At 68.8% G+C, this 19,420-nt stretch carries 17 protein-coding genes, 1 tRNA gene and 1 other RNA gene; 10 read left to right on the top strand and 9 right to left on the bottom strand.

What is annotated here, in order from left to right; genetic code table 11:
* Window positions 1-36: 36 nt before the first annotated feature.
* A complete protein-coding gene (locus ABD164_RS11365) occupies window positions 37-3,063 on the bottom strand; it encodes a bifunctional [glutamine synthetase] adenylyltransferase/[glutamine synthetase]-adenylyl-L-tyrosine phosphorylase (protein ID WP_344296208.1) in 3,027 nt (1,008 codons plus the stop codon).
* A gap of 10 nt (window positions 3,064-3,073) precedes the next feature.
* A complete protein-coding gene (locus ABD164_RS11360) occupies window positions 3,074-4,411 on the bottom strand; it encodes a glutamine synthetase family protein (RefSeq protein ID WP_344296206.1) in 1,338 nt (445 codons plus the stop codon).
* Between the two features lie 87 nt (window positions 4,412-4,498).
* On the opposite strand from ABD164_RS11360, the gene panB reads away from it, so the two are divergent.
* Window positions 4,499-5,383, top strand: a complete 885-nt coding sequence (gene panB, locus ABD164_RS11355) for a 3-methyl-2-oxobutanoate hydroxymethyltransferase (RefSeq protein WP_344296204.1) — start codon at window positions 4,499-4,501, stop codon at window positions 5,381-5,383.
* A 3-nt stretch (window positions 5,384-5,386) separates the two neighbouring features.
* Here the strand turns inward: panB and ABD164_RS11350 are convergent, their stop codons facing one another.
* Entirely contained in the window at window positions 5,387-5,572 is a 186-nt protein-coding gene (locus ABD164_RS11350) for an SPOR domain-containing protein (RefSeq protein WP_344296202.1), read from the bottom strand.
* 11 nt (window positions 5,573-5,583) lie between these two features.
* On the opposite strand from ABD164_RS11350, the gene map reads away from it, so the two are divergent.
* Together map and ppgK are read left to right on the top strand one after the other, a co-directional pair.
* The gene (gene map, locus ABD164_RS11345; RefSeq protein WP_344296200.1) at window positions 5,584-6,447 is read left to right on the top strand and encodes a type I methionyl aminopeptidase; all 864 of its coding nucleotides are present in this window, start codon (window positions 5,584-5,586) and stop codon (window positions 6,445-6,447) included.
* Between the two features lie 62 nt (window positions 6,448-6,509).
* The gene (ppgK, locus tag ABD164_RS11340; RefSeq protein WP_344296199.1) at window positions 6,510-7,262 is read left to right on the top strand and encodes a polyphosphate--glucose phosphotransferase; all 753 of its coding nucleotides are present in this window, start codon (window positions 6,510-6,512) and stop codon (window positions 7,260-7,262) included.
* 30 nt (window positions 7,263-7,292) lie between these two features.
* Here the strand turns inward: ppgK and rnpB are convergent.
* An RNA gene (rnpB, locus tag ABD164_RS11335) (RNase P RNA component class A) lies at window positions 7,293-7,670 on the bottom strand.
* Between the two features lie 30 nt (window positions 7,671-7,700).
* Window positions 7,701-8,351 carry a TetR/AcrR family transcriptional regulator gene (locus ABD164_RS11330; protein ID WP_344296198.1) on the bottom strand — a complete coding sequence of 217 codons (651 nt, stop codon included), beginning with the start codon at window positions 8,349-8,351 and terminating at the stop codon, window positions 7,701-7,703.
* 42 nt (window positions 8,352-8,393) lie between these two features.
* Between ABD164_RS11330 and ABD164_RS11325 the strand changes: the two genes are divergently transcribed.
* Window positions 8,394-9,815 (top strand): flavin-containing monooxygenase, encoded by a 1,422-nt coding sequence (locus ABD164_RS11325; protein WP_344296196.1) that lies wholly within the window; start codon window positions 8,394-8,396, stop codon window positions 9,813-9,815.
* A complete protein-coding gene (locus ABD164_RS11320; RefSeq protein ID WP_344296194.1) occupies window positions 9,812-10,642 on the top strand; it encodes an SDR family oxidoreductase in 831 nt (276 codons plus the stop codon). Before ABD164_RS11325 ends, ABD164_RS11320 begins: the two co-directional genes overlap by 4 nt.
* Before the next feature lie 25 nt (window positions 10,643-10,667).
* Here ABD164_RS11320 and ABD164_RS11315 read toward each other — a convergent pair whose 3' ends face one another.
* The 4 genes from ABD164_RS11315 to ABD164_RS11300 form a co-directional block, all read right to left on the bottom strand.
* Window positions 10,668-11,405: a zinc ribbon domain-containing protein gene (locus ABD164_RS11315; protein ID WP_344296193.1), complete on the bottom strand. Its 738-nt coding sequence runs from the start codon at window positions 11,403-11,405 to the stop codon at window positions 10,668-10,670.
* Window positions 11,406-11,442: 37 nt separating this feature from the next.
* Window positions 11,443-12,261 (bottom strand): Nif3-like dinuclear metal center hexameric protein, encoded by an 819-nt coding sequence (locus ABD164_RS11310; RefSeq protein ID WP_344296191.1) that lies wholly within the window; start codon window positions 12,259-12,261, stop codon window positions 11,443-11,445.
* Window positions 12,262-12,302: 41 nt separating this feature from the next.
* Window positions 12,303-12,378, bottom strand: a tRNA-Val gene (locus tag ABD164_RS11305).
* A gap of 65 nt (window positions 12,379-12,443) precedes the next feature.
* Window positions 12,444-12,902, bottom strand: a complete 459-nt coding sequence (locus tag ABD164_RS11300) for a peroxiredoxin (RefSeq protein WP_344296189.1) — start codon at window positions 12,900-12,902, stop codon at window positions 12,444-12,446.
* A 165-nt stretch (window positions 12,903-13,067) separates the two neighbouring features.
* Here ABD164_RS11300 and aceE point away from each other — a divergent pair, with 165 nt between their 5' ends.
* The 5 genes from aceE to ABD164_RS11275 all read left to right on the top strand — a co-directional run bounded on the left by aceE (window position 13,068) and on the right by ABD164_RS11275 (window position 19,392).
* Window positions 13,068-15,794, top strand: coding sequence for a pyruvate dehydrogenase (acetyl-transferring), homodimeric type (gene aceE, locus ABD164_RS11295; protein WP_344296188.1), 2,727 nt, complete (start codon window positions 13,068-13,070; stop codon window positions 15,792-15,794).
* Between the two features lie 11 nt (window positions 15,795-15,805).
* On the top strand, window positions 15,806-17,017 hold the full coding sequence (locus ABD164_RS11290; RefSeq protein WP_344296186.1) for a PucR family transcriptional regulator: 1,212 nt from the start codon (window positions 15,806-15,808) through the stop codon (window positions 17,015-17,017).
* A gap of 103 nt (window positions 17,018-17,120) precedes the next feature.
* On the top strand, window positions 17,121-18,041 hold the full coding sequence (locus ABD164_RS11285) for an ACP S-malonyltransferase (RefSeq protein WP_344296185.1): 921 nt from the start codon (window positions 17,121-17,123) through the stop codon (window positions 18,039-18,041).
* A 32-nt stretch (window positions 18,042-18,073) separates the two neighbouring features.
* Entirely contained in the window at window positions 18,074-19,078 is a 1,005-nt protein-coding gene (locus ABD164_RS11280; RefSeq protein ID WP_344296183.1) for a beta-ketoacyl-ACP synthase III, read from the top strand.
* A gap of 65 nt (window positions 19,079-19,143) precedes the next feature.
* Window positions 19,144-19,392 (top strand): acyl carrier protein, encoded by a 249-nt coding sequence (locus tag ABD164_RS11275; protein ID WP_026378239.1) that lies wholly within the window; start codon window positions 19,144-19,146, stop codon window positions 19,390-19,392.
* Window positions 19,393-19,420: the final 28 nt, after the last annotated feature.

Here is a 19,420-nt window from a genome sequence, read left to right as displayed (position 1 = left end):
TGGCCACGAGGCCGAGCGCGAGGCGCCGATCGAGGCTCAGCCCGTTGTGGGTTCGCGACGCGGCTCGACGCCGTAGAACCCGCGTTCGAACACTGCTCGTGCCCGCCGAGTGACCTGCAGGTAGTCGTGCTCGAGTTGCGCCCCCGAGCCAGGCGGATAGCCCATGATGCGGGCGACGCCCTCGAGTTGTGAGCGCTCGACCGGCAGCACGTCGGTGGTGCGGTCGAGCCAGAGGGTGAGCGCCGAGCGTGAACGCGACGCGAACACCCACGCCGCACGCAGCACCTCGGCGTCGGATGCATCGATGTACCCGTGCTCGGCTGCGGCCTGCAGTGCGCCGAGCGTCGACGGGGTGCGCAGGTCGGCGACGGATGCCCCGTGCTTCAGTTGCTCGAGTTGCACGAACCACTCGACGTCGGAGAGGGAACCACGCCCGAGCTTGAGGTGGCGGGTCGGATCGGCGGCCTGCGGCAGCCGCTCGTTCTCGACCCTGGCCTTGATGCGCTTGACCTCGCGCACGTCTTGATCGGAGATGTGTGCGGGGTAGCGCACCGAATCGGCGAGCTCGGTGAAGTCGGCGATGAGCGCTGCATCACCCGCGACGCCGCGCGCACGCAGCAGTGCCTGCGCCTCCCAGGTGAGCGACCACCGGGCGTAATATGCGCGGTAGGCGTCGAGCGAGCGGGCGACGACGCCGTTGCGACCTTCGGGGCGCAGGTCGGCGTCGAGTTCGAACGGGAGCCGCGCGTCTTCGCTCAACCGCACGAGATCGGCAACGATCTTCAGTGCGCGTCGATGCGCCGAGTCGGCATCGGCATCGGCGCCGATCGCCCGGTAGACGTAGATGATGTCGGCGTCGGACCCGAGACCGAGCTCTCGACCGCCGAAACGACCCATGCCGATGACAGCGAACTCGATGCCGTCGGGATCGTCGCCGCGGATCGCCTCGACGAGCGACGCGATGTGGTTCGCGGTGACGTCGCTGAGACCGTGCCCGAGCTCTTCGACCGTGCACATGTCGAGGATCGCGGCCAATGCCAGCCGCAGTACCTCGCGTCGGCGCATGGCGCGGAAGATCTTCGCCGCGGCGTCGGGCTGCTCGTGTCGCCGAAGGACCGCGCGCGACTCCTCTTCGAGCGACGACAGCGATCGAGGCCGAAGCTCGCTGACGTCTTCGAGCCAGGCCACCGCCTCAGGCGAGCGCTCGAGCAACGCCGCGGCGAAGCGCGAACCCGACAGAACCCGCGTGAGCCGCAGTGCGGCGTCGGATGAATCGCGCAGGAGCCGCAGGTACCAGTGGGTCGTGCCGAGCGTGTCGCTCAGCCGGCGGAACGACAGCAGCCCGAAATCGGGATCGGTGCCGTCGGCGAACCACGAGATGAGCACCGGCATGAGGTGGCGCTGGATTGCGGCACGCCGACTCACTCCGGCGGTGAGTGCGGCGATGTGGGCGAGTGCGCCGCGTGGGTCGTGGAAGCCGATCGCCGCCAGCCGCGCCTCGGCCTGCTCGCTCGTGAGTTCGAGGCCCGATGCGGGAAGTGCGGCGACCGCCGACAACAGGGGCCGGTAGAACAGCCGTTCGTGCAATCCGCGCACGCGCTGCCGGGTGTTCTGCCACACGGTCTGGAGTTCGGCAGCGTTGCGGCCGAGCCCCGATGCCCGGGCGAGCACGCGCAGGCTGCGCTCGTCGCGCGGCATCAGGTGCGTGCGTCGCAGCCGATCGAGTTGCATGCGATGCTCGAGAACTCGCAGGATGCGGTAGTCGCGCGAGAACTCGGCGGCCTCTTCGCGACCGACGTAGCCGCGTTCGGCGAGTGCCGAGAGGGCGGCCAACGTACCGGGCTGTCGGATCGCGTCGTCGGTCGCACCGTGCACCAGCTGCAGCAGCTGGACGGTGAACTCGATGTCGCGCAGCCCTCCGGGTCCGAGCTTGATCTGCACGTCGATCTCGTCGGCGGGGATGTGCGCGGTGACCCGCTCGCGCATGCGCTGCACCGACTCGACGAAACCCTCGCGACTCGAACTCGACCAGACCTTGGGTGCCACACCGGCCGCGTATCGTGCGCCGAGGGCGGCATCTCCGGCGAGCGGCCGCGCCTTGAGCAGCGCCTGGAACTCCCAGCTCTTCGCCCACCGCTCGTAGTACTGCAGGTGCGATTCGAGCGTGCGTACGAGGGCACCGTCTTTGCCCTCGGGCCGCAGGTTCGGGTCGACCTCCCAGAGCGGAGGCTCGATGCCCGCTTCGGAGATGAGCCGCATGGCGGTCATCGCGAGCCGGGTGGCGATGTCGAGTGCCCGCGGGGTGCTGACGATCGCTTCGTCGCCGGACTCGGCCACGAAGATCACGTCGACGTCGCTCACGTAGTTGAGCTCGCGTGCGCCGGCCTTGCCCATGCCGATGACGGCGAGACGGGTCGCCGCGACCTCGGCGGCGGGGAAAGTGCCGTGGCTCGCCGAGTCACCGTCGGAACGGCTCACCAACCGCCTGGCGGCCTCGATCGCCGCGTCGAGGGTGGCACCCGCGAGGTCGGCGAGGCCCGTTCCGATCGCGTCGACGACGTCGACCGCGTCGGCACGCGTGAGGTCGTAGAGCGCGATGCCGGCGAGCAGCCGCCGGTACCGCACCCGAATGCGGGTCGCGGCCGCTTCGGCGTCGGCCGCGCGACCGGCGTCGCGCGGCTCGTCGAGCGACGCCAGGAGGGCGGATCGTGACTCGTCGACACCCGGCGGCGGCGCGGGGACCTCGTGGAACAACGCCATCTCCGACGGATGCCGCAGCAGAAAGTCACCCAGTCCGCGGGAGGCACCCAGCAGTCGGGCCATGCGCCCGGCCGACGCGTGGTGTAGGAGCACCGCGGCGACCTCGGCCGGAGCCCTGTCGTGCAGCCGCTGCACCGCGATGAGGGCTTCGTCGGGGTCGGCCGCGAGGCTGAATGCCTCGAGCAGGTGCTCGGCGGAGACCGAGGTCGCAGCGGTGAGCGCCTCGATGCCTGCTGCGGCCCGATCGAGTTCGTCGAAGCCCGCTCGTGCGAGACGAGCGAGAGTCGGGACCTGTCGGGTCATCGGGGCGAGGTCAGAGGATCTCGAGGTTGCGCGCCAGCTCGAACGGCGTCACCTGCGACCGGTACTCACGCCACTCGGCGCGCTTGTTCGCGAGCACGTAATTGAACACCTGCTCGCCGAGGGTCTCGGCGACCAGTTCGGAACTCTCCATGTACTCGATCGCATGGTCGAGGCTCGCCGGCAGCGGGCTGTAGCCCAGCGCTCGGCGCTCGCTGTCGGTGAGCGCCCACACGTCGTCTTCTGCCTCGGGCGGCAGCTCGTAGCCTTCTTCGATGCCCTTCATGCCCGCGGCGAGCAGCAGCGAGAACGCGAGATAGGGGTTCGCGGCCGAGTCGATCGCGCGATACTCGACGCGCGCGCTCTGGCCCTTGTTCGGCTTGTAGAGCGGCACGCGCACCAGTGCGGAACGGTTGTTGTGACCCCAGCAGATGAAGCTCGGCGCCTCGTCGCCGCCCCACAGCCGTTTGTAGGAGTTCACGAACTGGTTGGTCACCGCCGAGATCTCGTTCGCGTGCCGCAGCAGGCCGGCGATGAACTGCCGCCCGATCTTCGACAGCTGGTACTGGCCACCGGGCTCGTAGAAGGCGTTCGCGTCGCCCTCGAACAGCGAGAGGTGGGTGTGCATGCCGCTGCCCGGGTACTGCGAGAAGGGCTTGGGCATGAACGTGGCATAGACGCCCTGCTCGATCGCGACCTCTTTCACGACGGTGCGGAAGGTCATGATGTTGTCGGCGGTGGTGAGCGCGTCGGCGTACCGCAGGTCGATCTCATTCTGACCGGGACCCGCCTCGTGATGGCTGAACTCCACCGAGATGCCGAGGTCTTCGAGCATGCGCACCGAACGGCGTCGGAAGTCGTGCGCCGTGCCGCCGGGCACGTTGTCGAAGTAGCCGGCCGAGTCGACCGGTTGCGGGCCGTCTTCGCCGTACTTCGACGAGCGCAGCAGGTAGAACTCGATCTCGGGGTGCGTGTAGAACGTGAATCCGCGATCTGCCGCGCGCTCGAGCGTGCGCTTGAGCACGTTGCGGGGGTCGGCCACCGCCGGCAGGCCGTCGGGCGTCGTGATGTCGCAGAACATGCGCCCGGTGGGGTCGATGTCACCGCGCCACGGCAGCGTCTGGAACGTCGACGGGTCGGGATACGCGAGCAGGTCGGACTCGAACGTGCGGCTGAGGCCCTCGATCGCCGAGCCGTCGAAGCCGATGCCCTCGGTGAAGGCGCCCTCGACTTCGGCAGGCGCGATCGCCACCGATTTCAGGGTGCCGACGACGTCGGTGAACCAGAGCCTGACGAACTTGACGCTCCGCTCTTCGATCGTGCGAAGAACGAAGTCACGCTGCTTATCCATCCACACCCTCTCTCGCAGTTCTCAGCGTACTGGCTCGGGCAGGTCTGCAGTGCCGAGCGCGGATGCCCCGTATGCAAGGATTGCCCCATGTCAGGCGAGCCCCAGACCTCAGCATCAGACAGCTCTTCCGCAGTCGAGCAGAACCCCTACGGCGGTGCTTCCGTGCCGAGCGGCCCGAAGCGCGTGCGCACCCGGCACTTCCAGAACGCGAAGCGCGACGGCATCAAGATCACCGGACTCACGAGCTACGACCAGCTGACGGCGCGCATCTTCGACGACGCGGGCATCGACTTCCTGCTCGTCGGCGATTCGGCGGGCAACAACGTGCTCGGCTACGAGACGACGCTCGCCGTGACCGTCGACGAGCTCATCCCGCTCACCCGCGCCGTGGCAGGCGCGGTCACCCGGGCATTCGTCATCGCCGACATGCCGTTCGGTTCCTACGAGAACGGGCCCGAAGACGCGCTGCACACCGCCGTGCGGTTCATGAAAGAGACCGGTGCGCACGCCGTCAAGCTCGAGGGCGGCGAACGCTCGTTCAAGCAGATCCGCCGCATCGTGGGCGCCGGCATCCCGGTGATGGCGCACATCGGCTACACCCCGCAGAGCGAGCACGGGCTCGGTGGTCACGTGATCCAGGGCCGTGGTGAAGGCGTGCAGCAGTTGCTCGCCGATGCCAAGGCTGTGCAAGACGCCGGCGCGTTCGCCGTCGTGCTCGAGATGGTGCCCGCCGATGCGGCCCGACAGGTCACCGAGTTGCTCGACATCCCGACGATCAGCGTCGGCGCCGGCCCCCACACCGATGGGCAACTGCTCGTGTGGACCGACTGGGCAGGGCTCACGACCGGCCGCGTACCCAAGTTCGTCAAGCAGTACGCGAACCTGGCCGGAATCCTCAGCGACGCCGCCAAGGAATGGCGCGCCGACGTCGAGGCGGGCAGCTACCCGAACTCCGAGCACAGCTACGAGTAGAGCTCAGTTCTCGGCGGCGTCCTCTTCGGCCCACTTCGCGCTGTTCGCCCGGAGCTTCTCGAGGGCGTGCTCGGCCTCGACCCGGGTCTCGAATGGACCGACCCGGTCGACCGACGGCGAGGCGAAGCCCTGCTCGACCTCACCGGTCTTCATGTTGTACCAGTACATGTGCTCGATGTCCTCGGCCATAGGCTGATCCTATGCCCAAGGATTCCGCCGGCCACCTGGTCCCCGGACGACTCTCGCCGACCCGTTCGGTTCCCATCGCGATCGACCGACCCGAGTACGTCGGCAAGCTGGGGCCGTCGCCGCACACGGGCGGCGACTGGTACACGCCCGACGAGGTCGAGCGCATCCGCGCCGCCGGGCGCGTCGCCGCCGGCGCGATCGCGGCCGCCGCCGCCGCGATCCGCCCCGGCGTCACCACCGACGAGCTCGACCGCATCGCCCACGAGTACGTCGTGGCGCATGGCGCCTACCCGTCGACGCTCGGCTACCGCGGGTATCCGAAGTCGAGCTGCACCTCGGTCAACGAGGTCATCTGCCACGGCATCCCCGACGACACCGTGCTCACCGACGGCGACCTCGTGAACATCGACGTCACCGCGTTCCTCGACGGATTCCACGGCGACCTCAACCACACATTCCTCGTCGGCGAGGCGAGCGACGAGGCGACCCTGCTGGTCGAGCGCACACGCGAGGCGCTTGCGCGAGGCATCCGCGCCGTCGCACCCGGCCGACAGGTCAACGTCATCGGACGCGCCATCGAGGCCTACGCCAAGCGGTTCGGCTACGGCGTCGTGCGCGACTACACGGGGCACGGCGTCGGTCGCGCCTTCCATTCGGGGCTCATCATCCCCCACTACGACTCACCCGAGTTCGACACGGTCATGGAGCCCGGCATGGTGTTCACGATCGAGCCGATGCTGACCATCGGCTCGATCGAATGGGACGTCTGGACCGACGACTGGACGGTCGTCACTCGCGACCGGTCGCTCACGGCGCAGTTCGAGCACACGCTCGTCGTCACCGATAGGGGTGCCGAGATCCTGACGCTGCCCTGACCTGCGCCGCCCGCCGGGCCCACGAGCGACGGCCCGCGAGGGTCGCGCGATAGTCTGGCGCCATGGCGACTCAGCACGCGATCGGCATCGATATCGGCGGCACCGGAATCAAGGGGGCGATCGTCGATCTCGCGACCGGTGCACTCGCCTCCGACCGCATCAAGGTGCGCACGCCCAAGGGCGGCCGGCCCGCCGACATCCTCGACGCCACCCGCGACCTGCTCGACCAGCTCGACGAACGTGGCGGCACGAAGATTCCGCTCGGGCTCTGCTTCCCGGCCGTCGTCAAACACGGTCGCACGCTCTCGGCCGCGAACATCTCGGAGGAGTGGATCGGCCTGCCCGCCGAAGAGCTGTTCGAACAGGAGCTCGGCCGCGAGATCCACTTCATCAACGATGCCGATGCCGCGGGCTACGCCGAGTCACGCTACGGCGCCGCCGTCGATGCCCAGGGACTCGTGATCCTCACGACGCTCGGCACCGGCATCGGGTCGGCGTTCCTCTACGACGGGGTGCTGGTGCCGAACACCGAGCTCGGGCACCTGCAGGTCGACGGTCACGACGCCGAGAGTCGCGCGGCGTACTCGGCGATGGAACGCGACGACCTCGATTGGGGCGAGTGGGCGAAGCGGTTGCAGCGCTACTACGCGACGGTGGAGTTCCTCTTCTCGCCCGACCTCTTCGTGGTCGGGGGCGGCGTCTCGAAGCACCACGAGCACTTCTTGCCGCTGCTCGATCTGAAGACCCCGATCGTGCCGGCGGTGCATCGCAACAACGCCGGGATCCTGGGTGCGGCGTCGCTCGCCACCGGTTGAGCGGGCGCGTCCCTCTCTCGGGAGGTGATGCGAGCGGGCCGGCTGATACGCCGGGTTCTGTTCCCCGGGCGCTTGCGCGGCCCCGGTTCGACGGCCATCTCTCTCGGGGTCACGTTGCCGTGACCCTCCAGCGGCCTACCCGGGAACGGGACGGGCAGCCCCATCGTTCCCTGTCTGGCCTTGCTCCGGACGAGGTTTACCGAGCCGACCGCGTCACCGCGGCCGCTGGTGGGCTCTTACCCCACCGTTTCACCCTTACCGCCGGCTTGCGCCGGAGGCGGTCTGTTTTCTGTGGCACTGTCTCGCGGGTTGCCCCGGGTGGGTGTTACCCACCGCCCTGCCCTGCGGAGCCCGGACGTTCCTCGGCGCACGACCGAAACCGTGCGACGCGACCGTCTTGCCGACCCGCTCGCACCAACAGCCTAACCGGCCGCGGCGTCAGTCCGTCTCGCCCATCACGCGCAGGATCACACTGGTGATCGCGTCGATGAACGCCTCGCTCGCCTCCCGGCGCGACGGCTCGGTCTGCACTCGCTGCATCAACACCTCGGTGATGCCTCCCACGAGGATCAGGCTCGACAGGTCGTCGGGCGCCGCACGAATCAGCCCGGGACCGGCGAACGCGCCGAAGGCGGCATCGATGGCGGACGCGAACGTGCGGTAGGCGCCGCGGCGTCGCAGCTCGAACGACTCGGAGATCCCCACCGATTCGACCTCGAGAACGCGCGCCTTGCGCTCGTCGCGCAACATCGGCCCAAGGGATGCCGCGACGATGTGCCGCACGGAGTCGATCAGGCCGGTCGTCGGATCCACGCGGACGTCGGAGAAGCCCGCCAGCACCTCGGCGTTCAGCTCACCGTAGAGCTCGGCCAGGAGTTCCTCCTGCTCGGAGTACAGCTCGTAGAAGGATCGTGTCGAGACCGTGGCCCGCTTGCAGACCGCCTGCACCGTGGTCGATCGGTACCCGATCGTTCCGTACAGCTCGAGCGCGGCGTCGAGCAGTCTGCGACGACGAGCTTCGTCACGCGTGCTGAGCGCCGTGCCATGCCACAGCCCGCTCCCCGCATCGACATCCGTCATGATCTCCATGATGGCATTGAAAACGGCCGTTTTCACTGCGATAATCGCAGCATGCCCTACCTGGTGAAGGCGAAGCACCGCGCCGCGGCGGCGTCGGCTCCGATTCCCGTCGACCACTCGCATCCCCGTGCGTGCATCATCGGAGCGGGGTCGAGCGGCATCGCCGCGGCCAAGGCACTTCACATGGCCGGCGTGCCTTTCGACTGCTTCGAGCAGGGAAGCGCGATCGGCGGCAACTGGCTCCTCGACAATCCCAACGGCCAATCCGCATGCTACGAAACGCTCGAGATCAACACGTCGTGCCCCCGGATGGCCTTCTCGGACTTCCCGATGCCCGACGACTACCCTGCGTACGCCCGGCACGACCAGGTCCACGCGTACTTCGAGCGGTACGTCGACCATTTCGGTTTCCGCCCCAAGATCACCTTCGACACGAAAGTGACCGAGGTCACGCGCGAAGCCCGGGGCGGTTGGATCGTGCGCACCCAGGGGCCGGGCGGCGACCGCGTGCGCGAGTACGACGCCGTGCTCGTCGCCAACGGCCACCACTGGAACCCCCGCTGGCCCGAGCCGGCCTATCCCGGCCTCTTCGACGGCGAACAGATCCACGCACACGACTACCGCTCCGCAGAGCAACTCGAGGGACGCAACGTGGTGGTCGTCGGGGCCGGCAACTCCGCCATGGACATCGCCGTGGAAGCGTCGCGGTGCGCCGGCGACGTGAACCTCTCGATCCGCCGCGGACAATGGGTGATGCGCAAGTGGCTCCTCGGCCGGCCGGCAGACCAGATCGCGCTCCCGGGGTGGGTGCCGTGGTGGGCGACCGCGCTGCGGCTGCGCGTCGGCGCACTCACCTCCGGCGGGCTCGCCCGGTACGGGCTGCCGAAGCCACCGCACACGCCGGGCCAGTCGCACCCCGTGCAGTCCGATCGGATCCGTGAACGCATCGCCGCCGGGCGCGTGACCGTCCGACCCGGCATCGACCGTGTCGACGGCGACAACGTGGTGTTCACCGACGGCACGCGGGTCGCGGCAGACCTCATCGTGTGGGCGACGGGTTACCGCGTGACATTCCCGTTCCTCGACCCTGCACTCGTCGAGGCCTCCGGAAACGAGTTGCCGCTGTGGAAACGCACGATGCACCCCGATCTGCCCGGTCTGTACTTCATCGGCCTGCTGCAGCCGATCGGCGCTGTCATGCCGCTCGCCGAGGCCCAGAGCGCATGGGTCGCCGAACTGCTGACCGGAACGTACGCGGCTCCCTCTGACGCGGAGGTCCGTGCGATGATGACGCGCGAGCACGAACGCGCGAAGCGGAGGTTCTACTCATCGCCAAGGCATACGATGGAGGTCGACTTCGATCGCTTCCTGTGGGATCTCACGCGGGAACGCAAACGCGGTCGCGCACGCGCCGTGCGGCACGCGCCTCGCACCGACCAGGGCGCACCCCTGACCGCGTCGACGAACTCATGAACGGCATCACGACGCTGCGCGGCCGAATCGTCGCCGTCATCGGCGGTGCGAACGGCATCGGCAGAGAGACCGCGCGTCACCTCGCGTTGGCCGGGGCGCACGTGGCGATCGGCGACCGCGACGGCGCTGCCGCTCGGCGCACTGCAGAAGAACTCGACGGCACCCTGATCGGTCTGGACCTCGACGTCACCGACCCGGCCGCGTTCAATGCGTTCCAGGCGGCGATCGAGCACGCCTGGGGTCACCTCGATGTGCTCGTCAACAGCGCCGGCGTGATGTGGGTGGGGTCATTCGAAGCCGAACCCGAGGCAGCCGCCCGGCAGCAGATCGAGGTCAACCTGTTGGGCGTCATCCACACGGTGAAGGCCGCCCTGCCGTCGATGGCGTCCCGCGGATCTGGGCACATCATCACGATCGCCTCCGCTGCATCGCTCTTGCCGACGCCGGGTGAGGCCACCTACGCGGCCAGCAAGCACGGCGTTCTCGGCTACCTCAAGGCGATTCGAGCCGAGGTGCGAGGCTCCGGTGTCGAACTCTCGGTCATCATGCCATCAGTCGTCGAGACCGCCCTCGCGGCGGGTACGTCCACCGGCGCTGCCCGGCTGCTGCAGCCCGACGACGTCGCCCGAGCCGTGCTTCGCACGATCGCGCACCCACGGTTCGAGGTGACCGTTCCGGGCTATATCGGCAGGCTCAGCCGGTGGATCGACATTCTGCCTGCGCGGCTGCGCGACGCGCTCCTGCGTAGGCTCGTGCCCGACCAGGTGCGCGCGGTCGATCGCGGAGTCCGCGCCCGATACGAGGCGCAGTTCCAGAGTCCGGACTGACCCGGGCTGTGCCCTCAGCGTCGAATCAGAGGCCCGATTCGTCGGTGCGCACCAAGATGCGGTCGCACTCGGGGCACTGCACGACATCGTCGGGCGCCGAGCGGCGCACGGCCTCGAGATCGGATCCGGTGAGCGTGATCGTGCAGCCCCCGCAGGTGCGCTGGCGCAGCAGGGCCGCCCCGACGCCACCGCCGCGCGTGCGGCGCTGCTCGTAGAACGCGAGGAGCTCGGCCGGCACGCCTCCGGCGACGACCGCGCGGTCGCGTTCGGTCTGGTCGCGCTCGACAGTGAGGCCGCCCGCGGCCTCATCACGCTCGGCCTCGAGGCTCGCGACCTCGGCGACGATGGCCGCGCGCTGCAGGTCGATGCTGTCGACCGCGACCTCGGTCTCTTCGACCCGTTCCATGACGACCAGCTCCTGGTCTTCGAGGTCGGATCGGCGCTTCGCGAGCGAGGCGAGTTCTGATTCGAGCGCGGCCACGTCTTTCACCGACGACGTGTGCTGCAGGCGATCGGTGTCGCGCGCGATGCGCGCCTCGACGACCGCGACATCGGACTCGAGGCGTGCGAGCTCAGCCTTTGCGTCTTCGAGTCGACCGAACGCCTCGGCGCGCGTGCCGCGCACCGACGTGTCTCGGGCGGCGAGGTCGGCGAGCGGGGCAGCCTGGGGCAGCGAGCCGAGCCGGTGAGCGAGCTGTGCCAGCCGGGTGTCGAGCGACTGGAGTCGCAGCAGTTGCTCTTGGTCGGCTGGGCTGGCCTTCACGTGGTGCTCCTCGCGGGGATCGGGTGTTGACTCGACATCATTGCACGACCTGGAAGTCCCACGGGTCGGTGCGCAGGTCGCTCACCTCGATCTCGAGGTCGGGGTGCGCGGTGCGCAGTTCGTCGGCGCCGGCGGCGAGCCAGAGCCATTCGCTGGCCCAGTGCGACACGTCGATGAGGGCCGGGCCGTTGCCGAGTATCGCCTGCTCGCGTGCCTCTGAGGCCGGGTGGTGCCGCAGGTCGGCGGTGATGTAGAGGTCGGCGCCGCGCACGGCGGGGTCGGCGAGCAGCGAGTCGCCCGCTCCTCCGCACACGGCGATCGTCGCGACGGGGTCGTCGAATCCGCCCGACACGCGCACGCCCGTCGCCGTGGCGGGCAGGATCTCGGCAAGTCGTCGCGCGAGGCGGCCGAGAGTGGTCGGCTCGGGCAGGCGGCCCACCCGCCCCAGCCCGAGGTCGGGATTCGCGGCGGGGACGATCGGAGTGACGCCGGTGAGGCCGAGCGCACGCGCGAGCACGGCAGAGGTTCCGTGCTCGACGACGTCGGCGCTCGTGTGGGCGCTGATCAGGGCGCAGTCGGCACGGATCAGCCGGGCGAGCAGCGCACCCTTATAGCGATCCTCGGCAACGCTCGTGACCCCGCGCAGCAGCAATGGATGATGCGTGATCAGCAGGTCGGTGCCGGCGTCGATCGCCTCATCGACCGTCGCGGCGACCGCATCGACGGCGAAACGCACCCGCCGGACGGGCGCGGCCGGATCTCCGCTGACCAGCCCCGAGGCATCCCACGATTCTGCGCCCGCGAACGGCCACAGCCGATCGATCGTCGTGAGGATCTCTGCGAGGGTGGCCGACACCCGACCAGCCTATCGCCGGGAATCGACTCGTCGTGGGGTGGTGGTGGGCCCTGCCGGGCTCGAACCGACGACATCCACGGTGTAAACGTGGCGCTCTACCAACTGAGCTAAAGGCCCGCGAACATGCGGTGTACGCCCATGCTATCCGAGCGCGGGTGCGGTGCCGGGGCGCCCAACCGGTCTCAGAGCATCGCGAGCGCGTCGCGGTATCGCTCGAGGGGGCGCGCTTCACCTCTCGGCGTCGCGAAGCTCGAGACGATGAGGCCGTCGGCTGCGATCACGAACGTGGCGCGGTGCGCAGTGCCCGCAACTTCGTCGAAGGCGCCGTAGGCGGAGGCGAGGTCGCCGTGCGGCCAGAAGTCGGCGAGCAGCTGGAACTCGTACGACTGCGCCTCGGCCCATGCCCTCAGGGTGTGCTTGGAGTCGACTGAGACGCCGAGCAGTTCGACGGTCGCGTCGTCGAATATCGCGAAGTTGTCGCGAAGCTCGCAGAGCTCGCCCTGGCAGATCCCCGAGAAGGCCAGGGGGAAGAACACGAGGGTGACCGGCTTCACTCCACGGAAGTCGGCGAGTCGCACCCGCTGGCCGAACTGGTTGACGAGATCGAAGTCGGGCGCGACGGCTCCGGGTTCGAGGATCATGTGCAGAGGACTCGCTTCCGTGATGGCGACCTTCACCCTAGCCGACGGCACCCGACGAGACTCACTAGGATGTCGAGAGGTGCCATGCGACTGCCATCCCAGTCCGCGTCGGTACGCGCACGCCCACACGACGCAGGCACGACCTGCACAAGAGAGAGGTCGAGTGTGACTGTCAACGACCAGGATCCCTACTCCGTCGAGGCGCTTGACGCTGATCCCGAAGAGACCTCGGAGTGGTCCGAGTCGCTCGACGCGCTCGTCGCCGAGAAGGGCCACCAGCGCGCCCGCGAGATCATGCTGAGCCTGCTCAAGCGATCGAAAGAGCTGCACCTCGGTGTGCCGATGGTTCCGACGACCGACTACCTCAACACGATCGCTCCCGAGAACGAGCCCGAGTTCCCCGGCGATGAAGAGATCGAGCGGCGCTACCGCGCGTGGATCCGGTGGAACGCCGCGGTGCTCGTGCATCGGGCGCAGCGCCCGGGCATCGCCGTCGGCGGCCACATCTCGACGTACGCGTCATCCGCCGCACTCTACGAGGTCGGCTTCAACCACTTCTTCCGCGGTCAAGACCACCCCGGCGGCGGCGACCAGATCTTCATCCAGGGCCACGCGTCGCCCGGCACCTACGCGCGAGCGTTCCTCGAGGGCCGGCTCTCGACCGACCAGCTCGACGGGTTCCGCCAAGAGAAGTCGCACGCGCCCAACGGGCTCTCGTCGTACCCGCACCCTCGACTCATGCCCGAGTTCTGGCAATTCCCGACGGTCTCGATGGGCCTCGGGCCGATCAACGCGATCTACCAGGCGCAGGCCAACATGTACCTCACCAATCGCGGCATCAAAGACGCGAGCGACCAGCACGTGTGGGCGTTCCTCGGCGACGGCGAGATGGACGAGGTCGAGAGCCGCGGGCAACTGCAGGTCGCAGCCAACGAGGGCCTCGACAACCTCACGTTCGTCATCAACTGCAACCTGCAGCGACTCGATGGCCCGGTTCGCGGCAACGGCAAGATCATCCAAGAGCTCGAGAGCTTCTTCCGCGGTGCCGGCTGGAACGTCATCAAGGTCGTCTGGGGTCGCGAGTGGGACGACCTGCTGGCCCGCGACAACGACGGCGCGCTGCGCAACCTCATGAACGTCACCCCCGACGGCGACTACCAGACCTACAAGGCCGAGTCCGGCGCCTACGTGCGCGAGAACTTCTTCGGTCGCGACCCGCGCGCTCTCGAGCTCGTCTCACATCTCTCCGACGACGAGGTGTGGGGCCTCAAGCGCGGTGGGCACGACTATCGCAAGGTGTACGCGGCGTTCAAGGCCGCCGTCGAGCACAAGGGCCAGCCCACCGTCATCCTCGCGAAGACCATCAAGGGCTACGGCCTCGGTCCGAGCTTCGAGGGTCGCAACGCGACCCACCAGATGAAGAAGATGACGCTCGACAACCTCAAGACGTTCCGCGACACGATGCGCATCCCCATCACCGACGCGCAGCTCGAAGAGAACCCCTACCTGCCTCCCTACTACCACCCGGGCGATCACGACGAGGCGATCCAGTACCTGCACGAACGTCGTCGCGAGCTCGGCGGCTACCTGCCCGAGCGTCGCACGACGCACACCGCCGTGTCGCTGCCCGACGACTCCGCGTACGCGATCGCCAAGAAGGGGTCGGGCACGCAAGAGATCGCCACGACCATGGCGTTCGTGCGGCTGCTGAAAGACCTGATGCGCTCGAAGGACTTCGGAAATCGGATCGTGCCGATCATTCCCGACGAGGCGCGCACGTTCGGCATCGACGCGTTCTTCCCGACGGCCAAGATCTACAACCCCAACGGCCAGCACTACACCTCGGTCGACCGTGAGCTGCTGCTCGCCTACAAGGAGAGCCCTCAGGGCCAGATCCTGCACGTCGGCATCAACGAAGCCGGCGGGCTCGCGGCCTTCACCAACGTCGGCACCTCGTATTCGACGCAGGGCGAGCCACTCATCCCCGTCTACGTCTTCTACTCGATGTTCGGGTTCCAGCGCACGGGCGACGCGCTCTGGGCGGCCGGCGACCAGATGGCGCGCGGATTCCTCATCGGCGCAACGGCCGGTCGCACGACGCTGACGGGCGAGGGGCTGCAGCACGCCGACGGCCACTCACTGCTGCTCGCGGCGACCAACCCGGCCGTCGTGTCGTACGACCCTGCCTACGGGTATGAGATCGGCCACATCGTGCGGTCGGGCCTCGAGCGCATGTACGGCGGCCAGCACGCCGACCCGAACGTCATGTACTACCTCACGGTGTACAACGAGCCGATCATCCACCCGGCCGAGCCCGACGGGGTCGACGTCGATGGCATCGTTCGCGGCCTGCACCGGCTCAGTGAGTCGACGAGCGGCGGCCCGAAGGCCCAGTTGCTCGCGTCGGGTGTCGCAGTGCCGTGGATCATCGAGGCGCAGCAGCTGCTCGCGAACGACTGGGGCGTCTCGGCCGATGTCTGGAGTGTCACGAGCTGGTCCGAGCTGCGCCGCGACGGCCTCGCTGCCGATGAGCACAACTTCCTGAACCCCGACGCCGAGCGCCAGGTTCCCTACCTGACGCAGAAGCTGGCGGGCGCTGCGGGCCCGGTCGTCGCCGTCTCCGACTTCATGCACGCCGTGCCCGACCAGATCCGCGCGTACGTGCCCGCGCCGTTCGCCACGCTCGGCGCCGACGACTTCGGGTTCTCCGACACGCGTCCGGCGGCACGTCGTTTCTTCAAGATCGACGGGCCCTCGGTCGTGGTTCGCACGCTCGAGCTGCTCGCCGAGCGCGGTGAGGTCGACCGGTCGCTGCCTGGGCAGGCCATCGAGAAGTACCGCCTGCACGATGTGAACGCCGGAACCACCGGATCGGCCGGCGGCGAGAGCTAGCGGGCGGCGAGGTGGCGACGAAGCCCAGAACGAAGGCGCAGACGCTCGCATGGTTGCGCACCATCGCGGGTGAACTGTCGACGGCCACGCTCAAGCGTCTCGAAGACACGCTGCCGTGGTACGGCGACATGCCCCCGAGCCGTCGCTCGGCGGTGGGTCTCGTCGCCCAGGCCGGCATCTCGTCGTTCATCTCGTGGTTCGACGACCCTCGATCGACCCCGTGGATCGCCGCCGACGTGTTCGGCGCGGCTCCGCGCGAGCTGCTGCGCTCGGTCAGCCTGCAGCAGACGCTGCAGCTCATCAGGGTGACGGTCGAGGTCGTCGAAGACCGGGTCAAAGACGGCGGCGAGCCGCTGCGCGAGGCGATTCTGCTCTACTCGCGCGAGATCGCGTTCGCGGCTGCCGACGTCTATGCGCGCGCCGCCGAGGCCCGAGGTCTCTGGGACGCGCGACTCGAGGCCCTCGTGGTCGACTCGATCCTCTCGGGCGAGGCCGACGACGAGCTGCCCAGTCGCATCGCCGCCCTCGGGTGGCACGGCCACGGCGAGGTCTCGGTGCTGGTCGGCACGGCTCCGAAGCAACTCGATGTCGACCACCTCAGGCGCGCCGCACGTCACATGCACGCCGATGTTCTGATCGGGGTGCAGGGCAACCGGCTGGTGCTCGTCATCGGCCGCGCAGACCCCGACGAGCGCGAGGGCGACGAAGCCATCGGCACCGCACCGGCACTCACCTTCCTCGAGATCGCCACGCAGCTCGAACCACACTTCGGGTCGGGGCACCTCGTGCTCGGCCATGCGGTGCCGAACCTCGTCGACGCGTCGAAGAGCGCGAAGGCTGCACTCGCGGGCTTCGCCGTGGCCCGCTCGTGGCGGCACGCACCGCGCCCGGTGCACGCCGACGACCTGCTGCCCGAGCGCGCGCTCGCGGGCGATCCCCTCGCACGTGCCACGCTCGTGCACCGCATCTACCGGCCCCTGCAGGCGCACTCGACCGAACTGCTCACCACCCTCTGGAGCTACCTCGACAACGGGCGCTCGCTCGAGGCGACCGCCCGCGAGCTGTTCGTGCACCCCAACACGGTGCGCTACCGCCTGAAACGCGTCTCCGACGTCATCGGGTGGGACGCGACCGGTGCGCGCGAGGCGCTCATCCTGCAGTCCGCCCTCATCATCGGATCGATGAGCGACCACGAGCACGCCCCGCGCCGCGGGGGCGGCTGAGTCCTGTGGCAGCCGACGCTCTGTATTGTCGACACAAGGGTTCCGCGAAGAGCTTGTAGCGTGTGCACACTCGTCGAGGGCCCGAGATTGGCAGACTGGTCTGGTGATTGTCGTCGTCGCCCCAGGGCAGGGTTCGCAGACCCCCGGTTTCCTCTCCCCCTGGCTCACCGAACCCGCATTCGCCGACCACCTCGGCACACTGTCCGACGCGGCGGGCCTCGACCTCGTGCGCCACGGCACCGAGAGCGATGCCGACACGATTCGCGACACCTCGGTCGCCCAACCGCTGATCGTGGCGGCGGGCCTGCTGACGCTGAACGCTCTGCTCGACGGCGATCGTGCGACCAGCATCGGCGGCATCGCGGGTCACTCGGTCGGCGAGATCACCGCGGCATCGGGCGCCGGAGTGCTCACCGAGGCCGACGCGATGCGGTTCGTCGCCGAGCGCGGCAGGGCGATGGCCGATGCCGCGTCGATCGTCGCCACCGGAATGAGCGCGGTCGTCGGCGGCGATGAGCAACTGCTGCTCGCACGCCTGGCCGAGCTCGATCTCGAGCCCGCGAACTTCAACGGCGGCGGCCAGGTCGTCGTCGCGGGCGCCCTCGACGTGCTCGAGCAGCTCAAGGCCGAGCCGCCGGCCGGCTCTCGGGTCATCCCACTGCAGGTCGCCGGCGCATTCCACACGCGCTACATGCGCCCCGCCGTCGAGCGCCTCGCCGCCGTGGCCGCCACGCTCACCCCCGCAGACCCGCAGCTGCCGCTCTGGACCAACCGCGACGGCAGCACCGTGACCTCCGGGGGCGCCTTCCTCGAGCTGCTCGTCGGCCAGGTCTCGTCGCCCGTGCGGTGGGATCTCTGCATGGCGTCCTTCCAGGAGGCCGGGGTTTCGGGCATCATCGAGCTCGCTCCGGCAGGCGCGCTCGTCGGCCTCGCGAAGCGCGGGCTGAAGGGCGTGCCCACCGTGGCCGTGAAGACCCCCGACGACCTCCCCGCAGCCATCGAGCTCATCGAGCAGAGCGCGTGAGCGACCGCGGTCACCCCATGAGAAAGCCGAGTATGACGACACCCATCCTGAAGCAGTCGCGCGGGCCCGAGTTCACGCGCATCTACTCGCTCGGCGCGGCCCGCGGCGAGAACGCCGTCCCGAACAGCGACCTCATCGGGCCCATCAATTCCTCGGACGAGTGGATCCAGCAGCGCACCGGCATCATCACCCGCGCACGTGCCGGAGCCGACGTACCGGCGGTCGACCTCGCGACCGATGCCGCACGCGAGGCGATCGAACGTTCCGGCGTCGACCCCGAGGCGATCGATCTGGTCATCATCGCGACGATCTCGAACGTGCGTCAGACCCCGTCGATGGCCGCGGTCGTCGCCGACCGCGTCGGTGCCAACCCGGCGGCCGCGTACGACACCAACGCCGCCTGCGCCGGCTACGCCTACGCGGTCGCGCAGGCCGATGCGCTCATCCGCGCGGGTGCAGCCACGTACGCGCTCGTCATCGGCGCCGAGAAGCTCTCGGACGTCGTCGACCCGACCGACCGCAGCATCTCGTTCCTGCTCGGTGATGGCGCGGGTGCCGTCGTGATCGGGCCGAGCGAGACACCCGGCATCGCCCCCACCGTCTGGGGCTCCGACGGCTCCAAGGCCGACGCCGTCAGCATGAATGCCACACTGACCGAGTTCCGCAACGGCTCGGCCGAGTGGCCGACGCTGCGTCAAGAGGGCCAGACGGTCTTCCGGTGGGCCGTGTGGGACATGGCGAAGGTCGCGAAGCAGGCGCTGGATGCCGCGGGCGTGACCCCCGCCGACCTCGCCGCCTTCATCCCCCATCAGGCGAACATGCGCATCATCGACGAGTTCGCGAAGCAGCTGAAGCTTCCCGAGTCGGTGGTGATCGCGCGCGACATCGCGACGACCGGCAACACCTCGGCGGCGTCGATCCCCCTCGCGACCCACCGCCTGCTCGAGGAGCATCCTGAACTCTCTGGGGGCCTCGCCCTGCAGATCGGCTTCGGCGCCGGGCTCGTGTTCGGCGCCCAAGTGGTGGTTCTGCCCTGAACCGCCTGTCCACCTACATCTAGACTGTTTCTCGGTCAAACGAGACACCCTCAAGGAGAAGAACAATGGCATTGTCCACCGAAGAAGTGCTTGCCGGCCTGGCCGAGCTCATCAACGACGAGACCGGCATTGCGACCGACACGGTTGAGCTGGACAAGTCGTTCACCGACGACCTCGACATCGACTCGATCTCGATGATGACGATCGTCGTCAACGCCGAAGAGAAGTTCGACGTGAAGATCCCCGATGAAGAGGTCAAGAACCTCAAGACCGTCGGCGACGCCGTGAGCTTCATCGTCAAGGCCCAGGCCTAGCCGCTGCGTGGGGCGGGCCTCGGCGTGG

This window comes from Agromyces neolithicus, assembly GCF_039529735.1.
Classification (GTDB): Bacteria; Actinomycetota; Actinomycetes; order Actinomycetales; family Microbacteriaceae; genus Agromyces; species Agromyces neolithicus.
The sequence above is the reverse complement of the archived record's forward strand: the minus strand, read 5'-3'. Positions and strand labels throughout refer to the sequence as shown.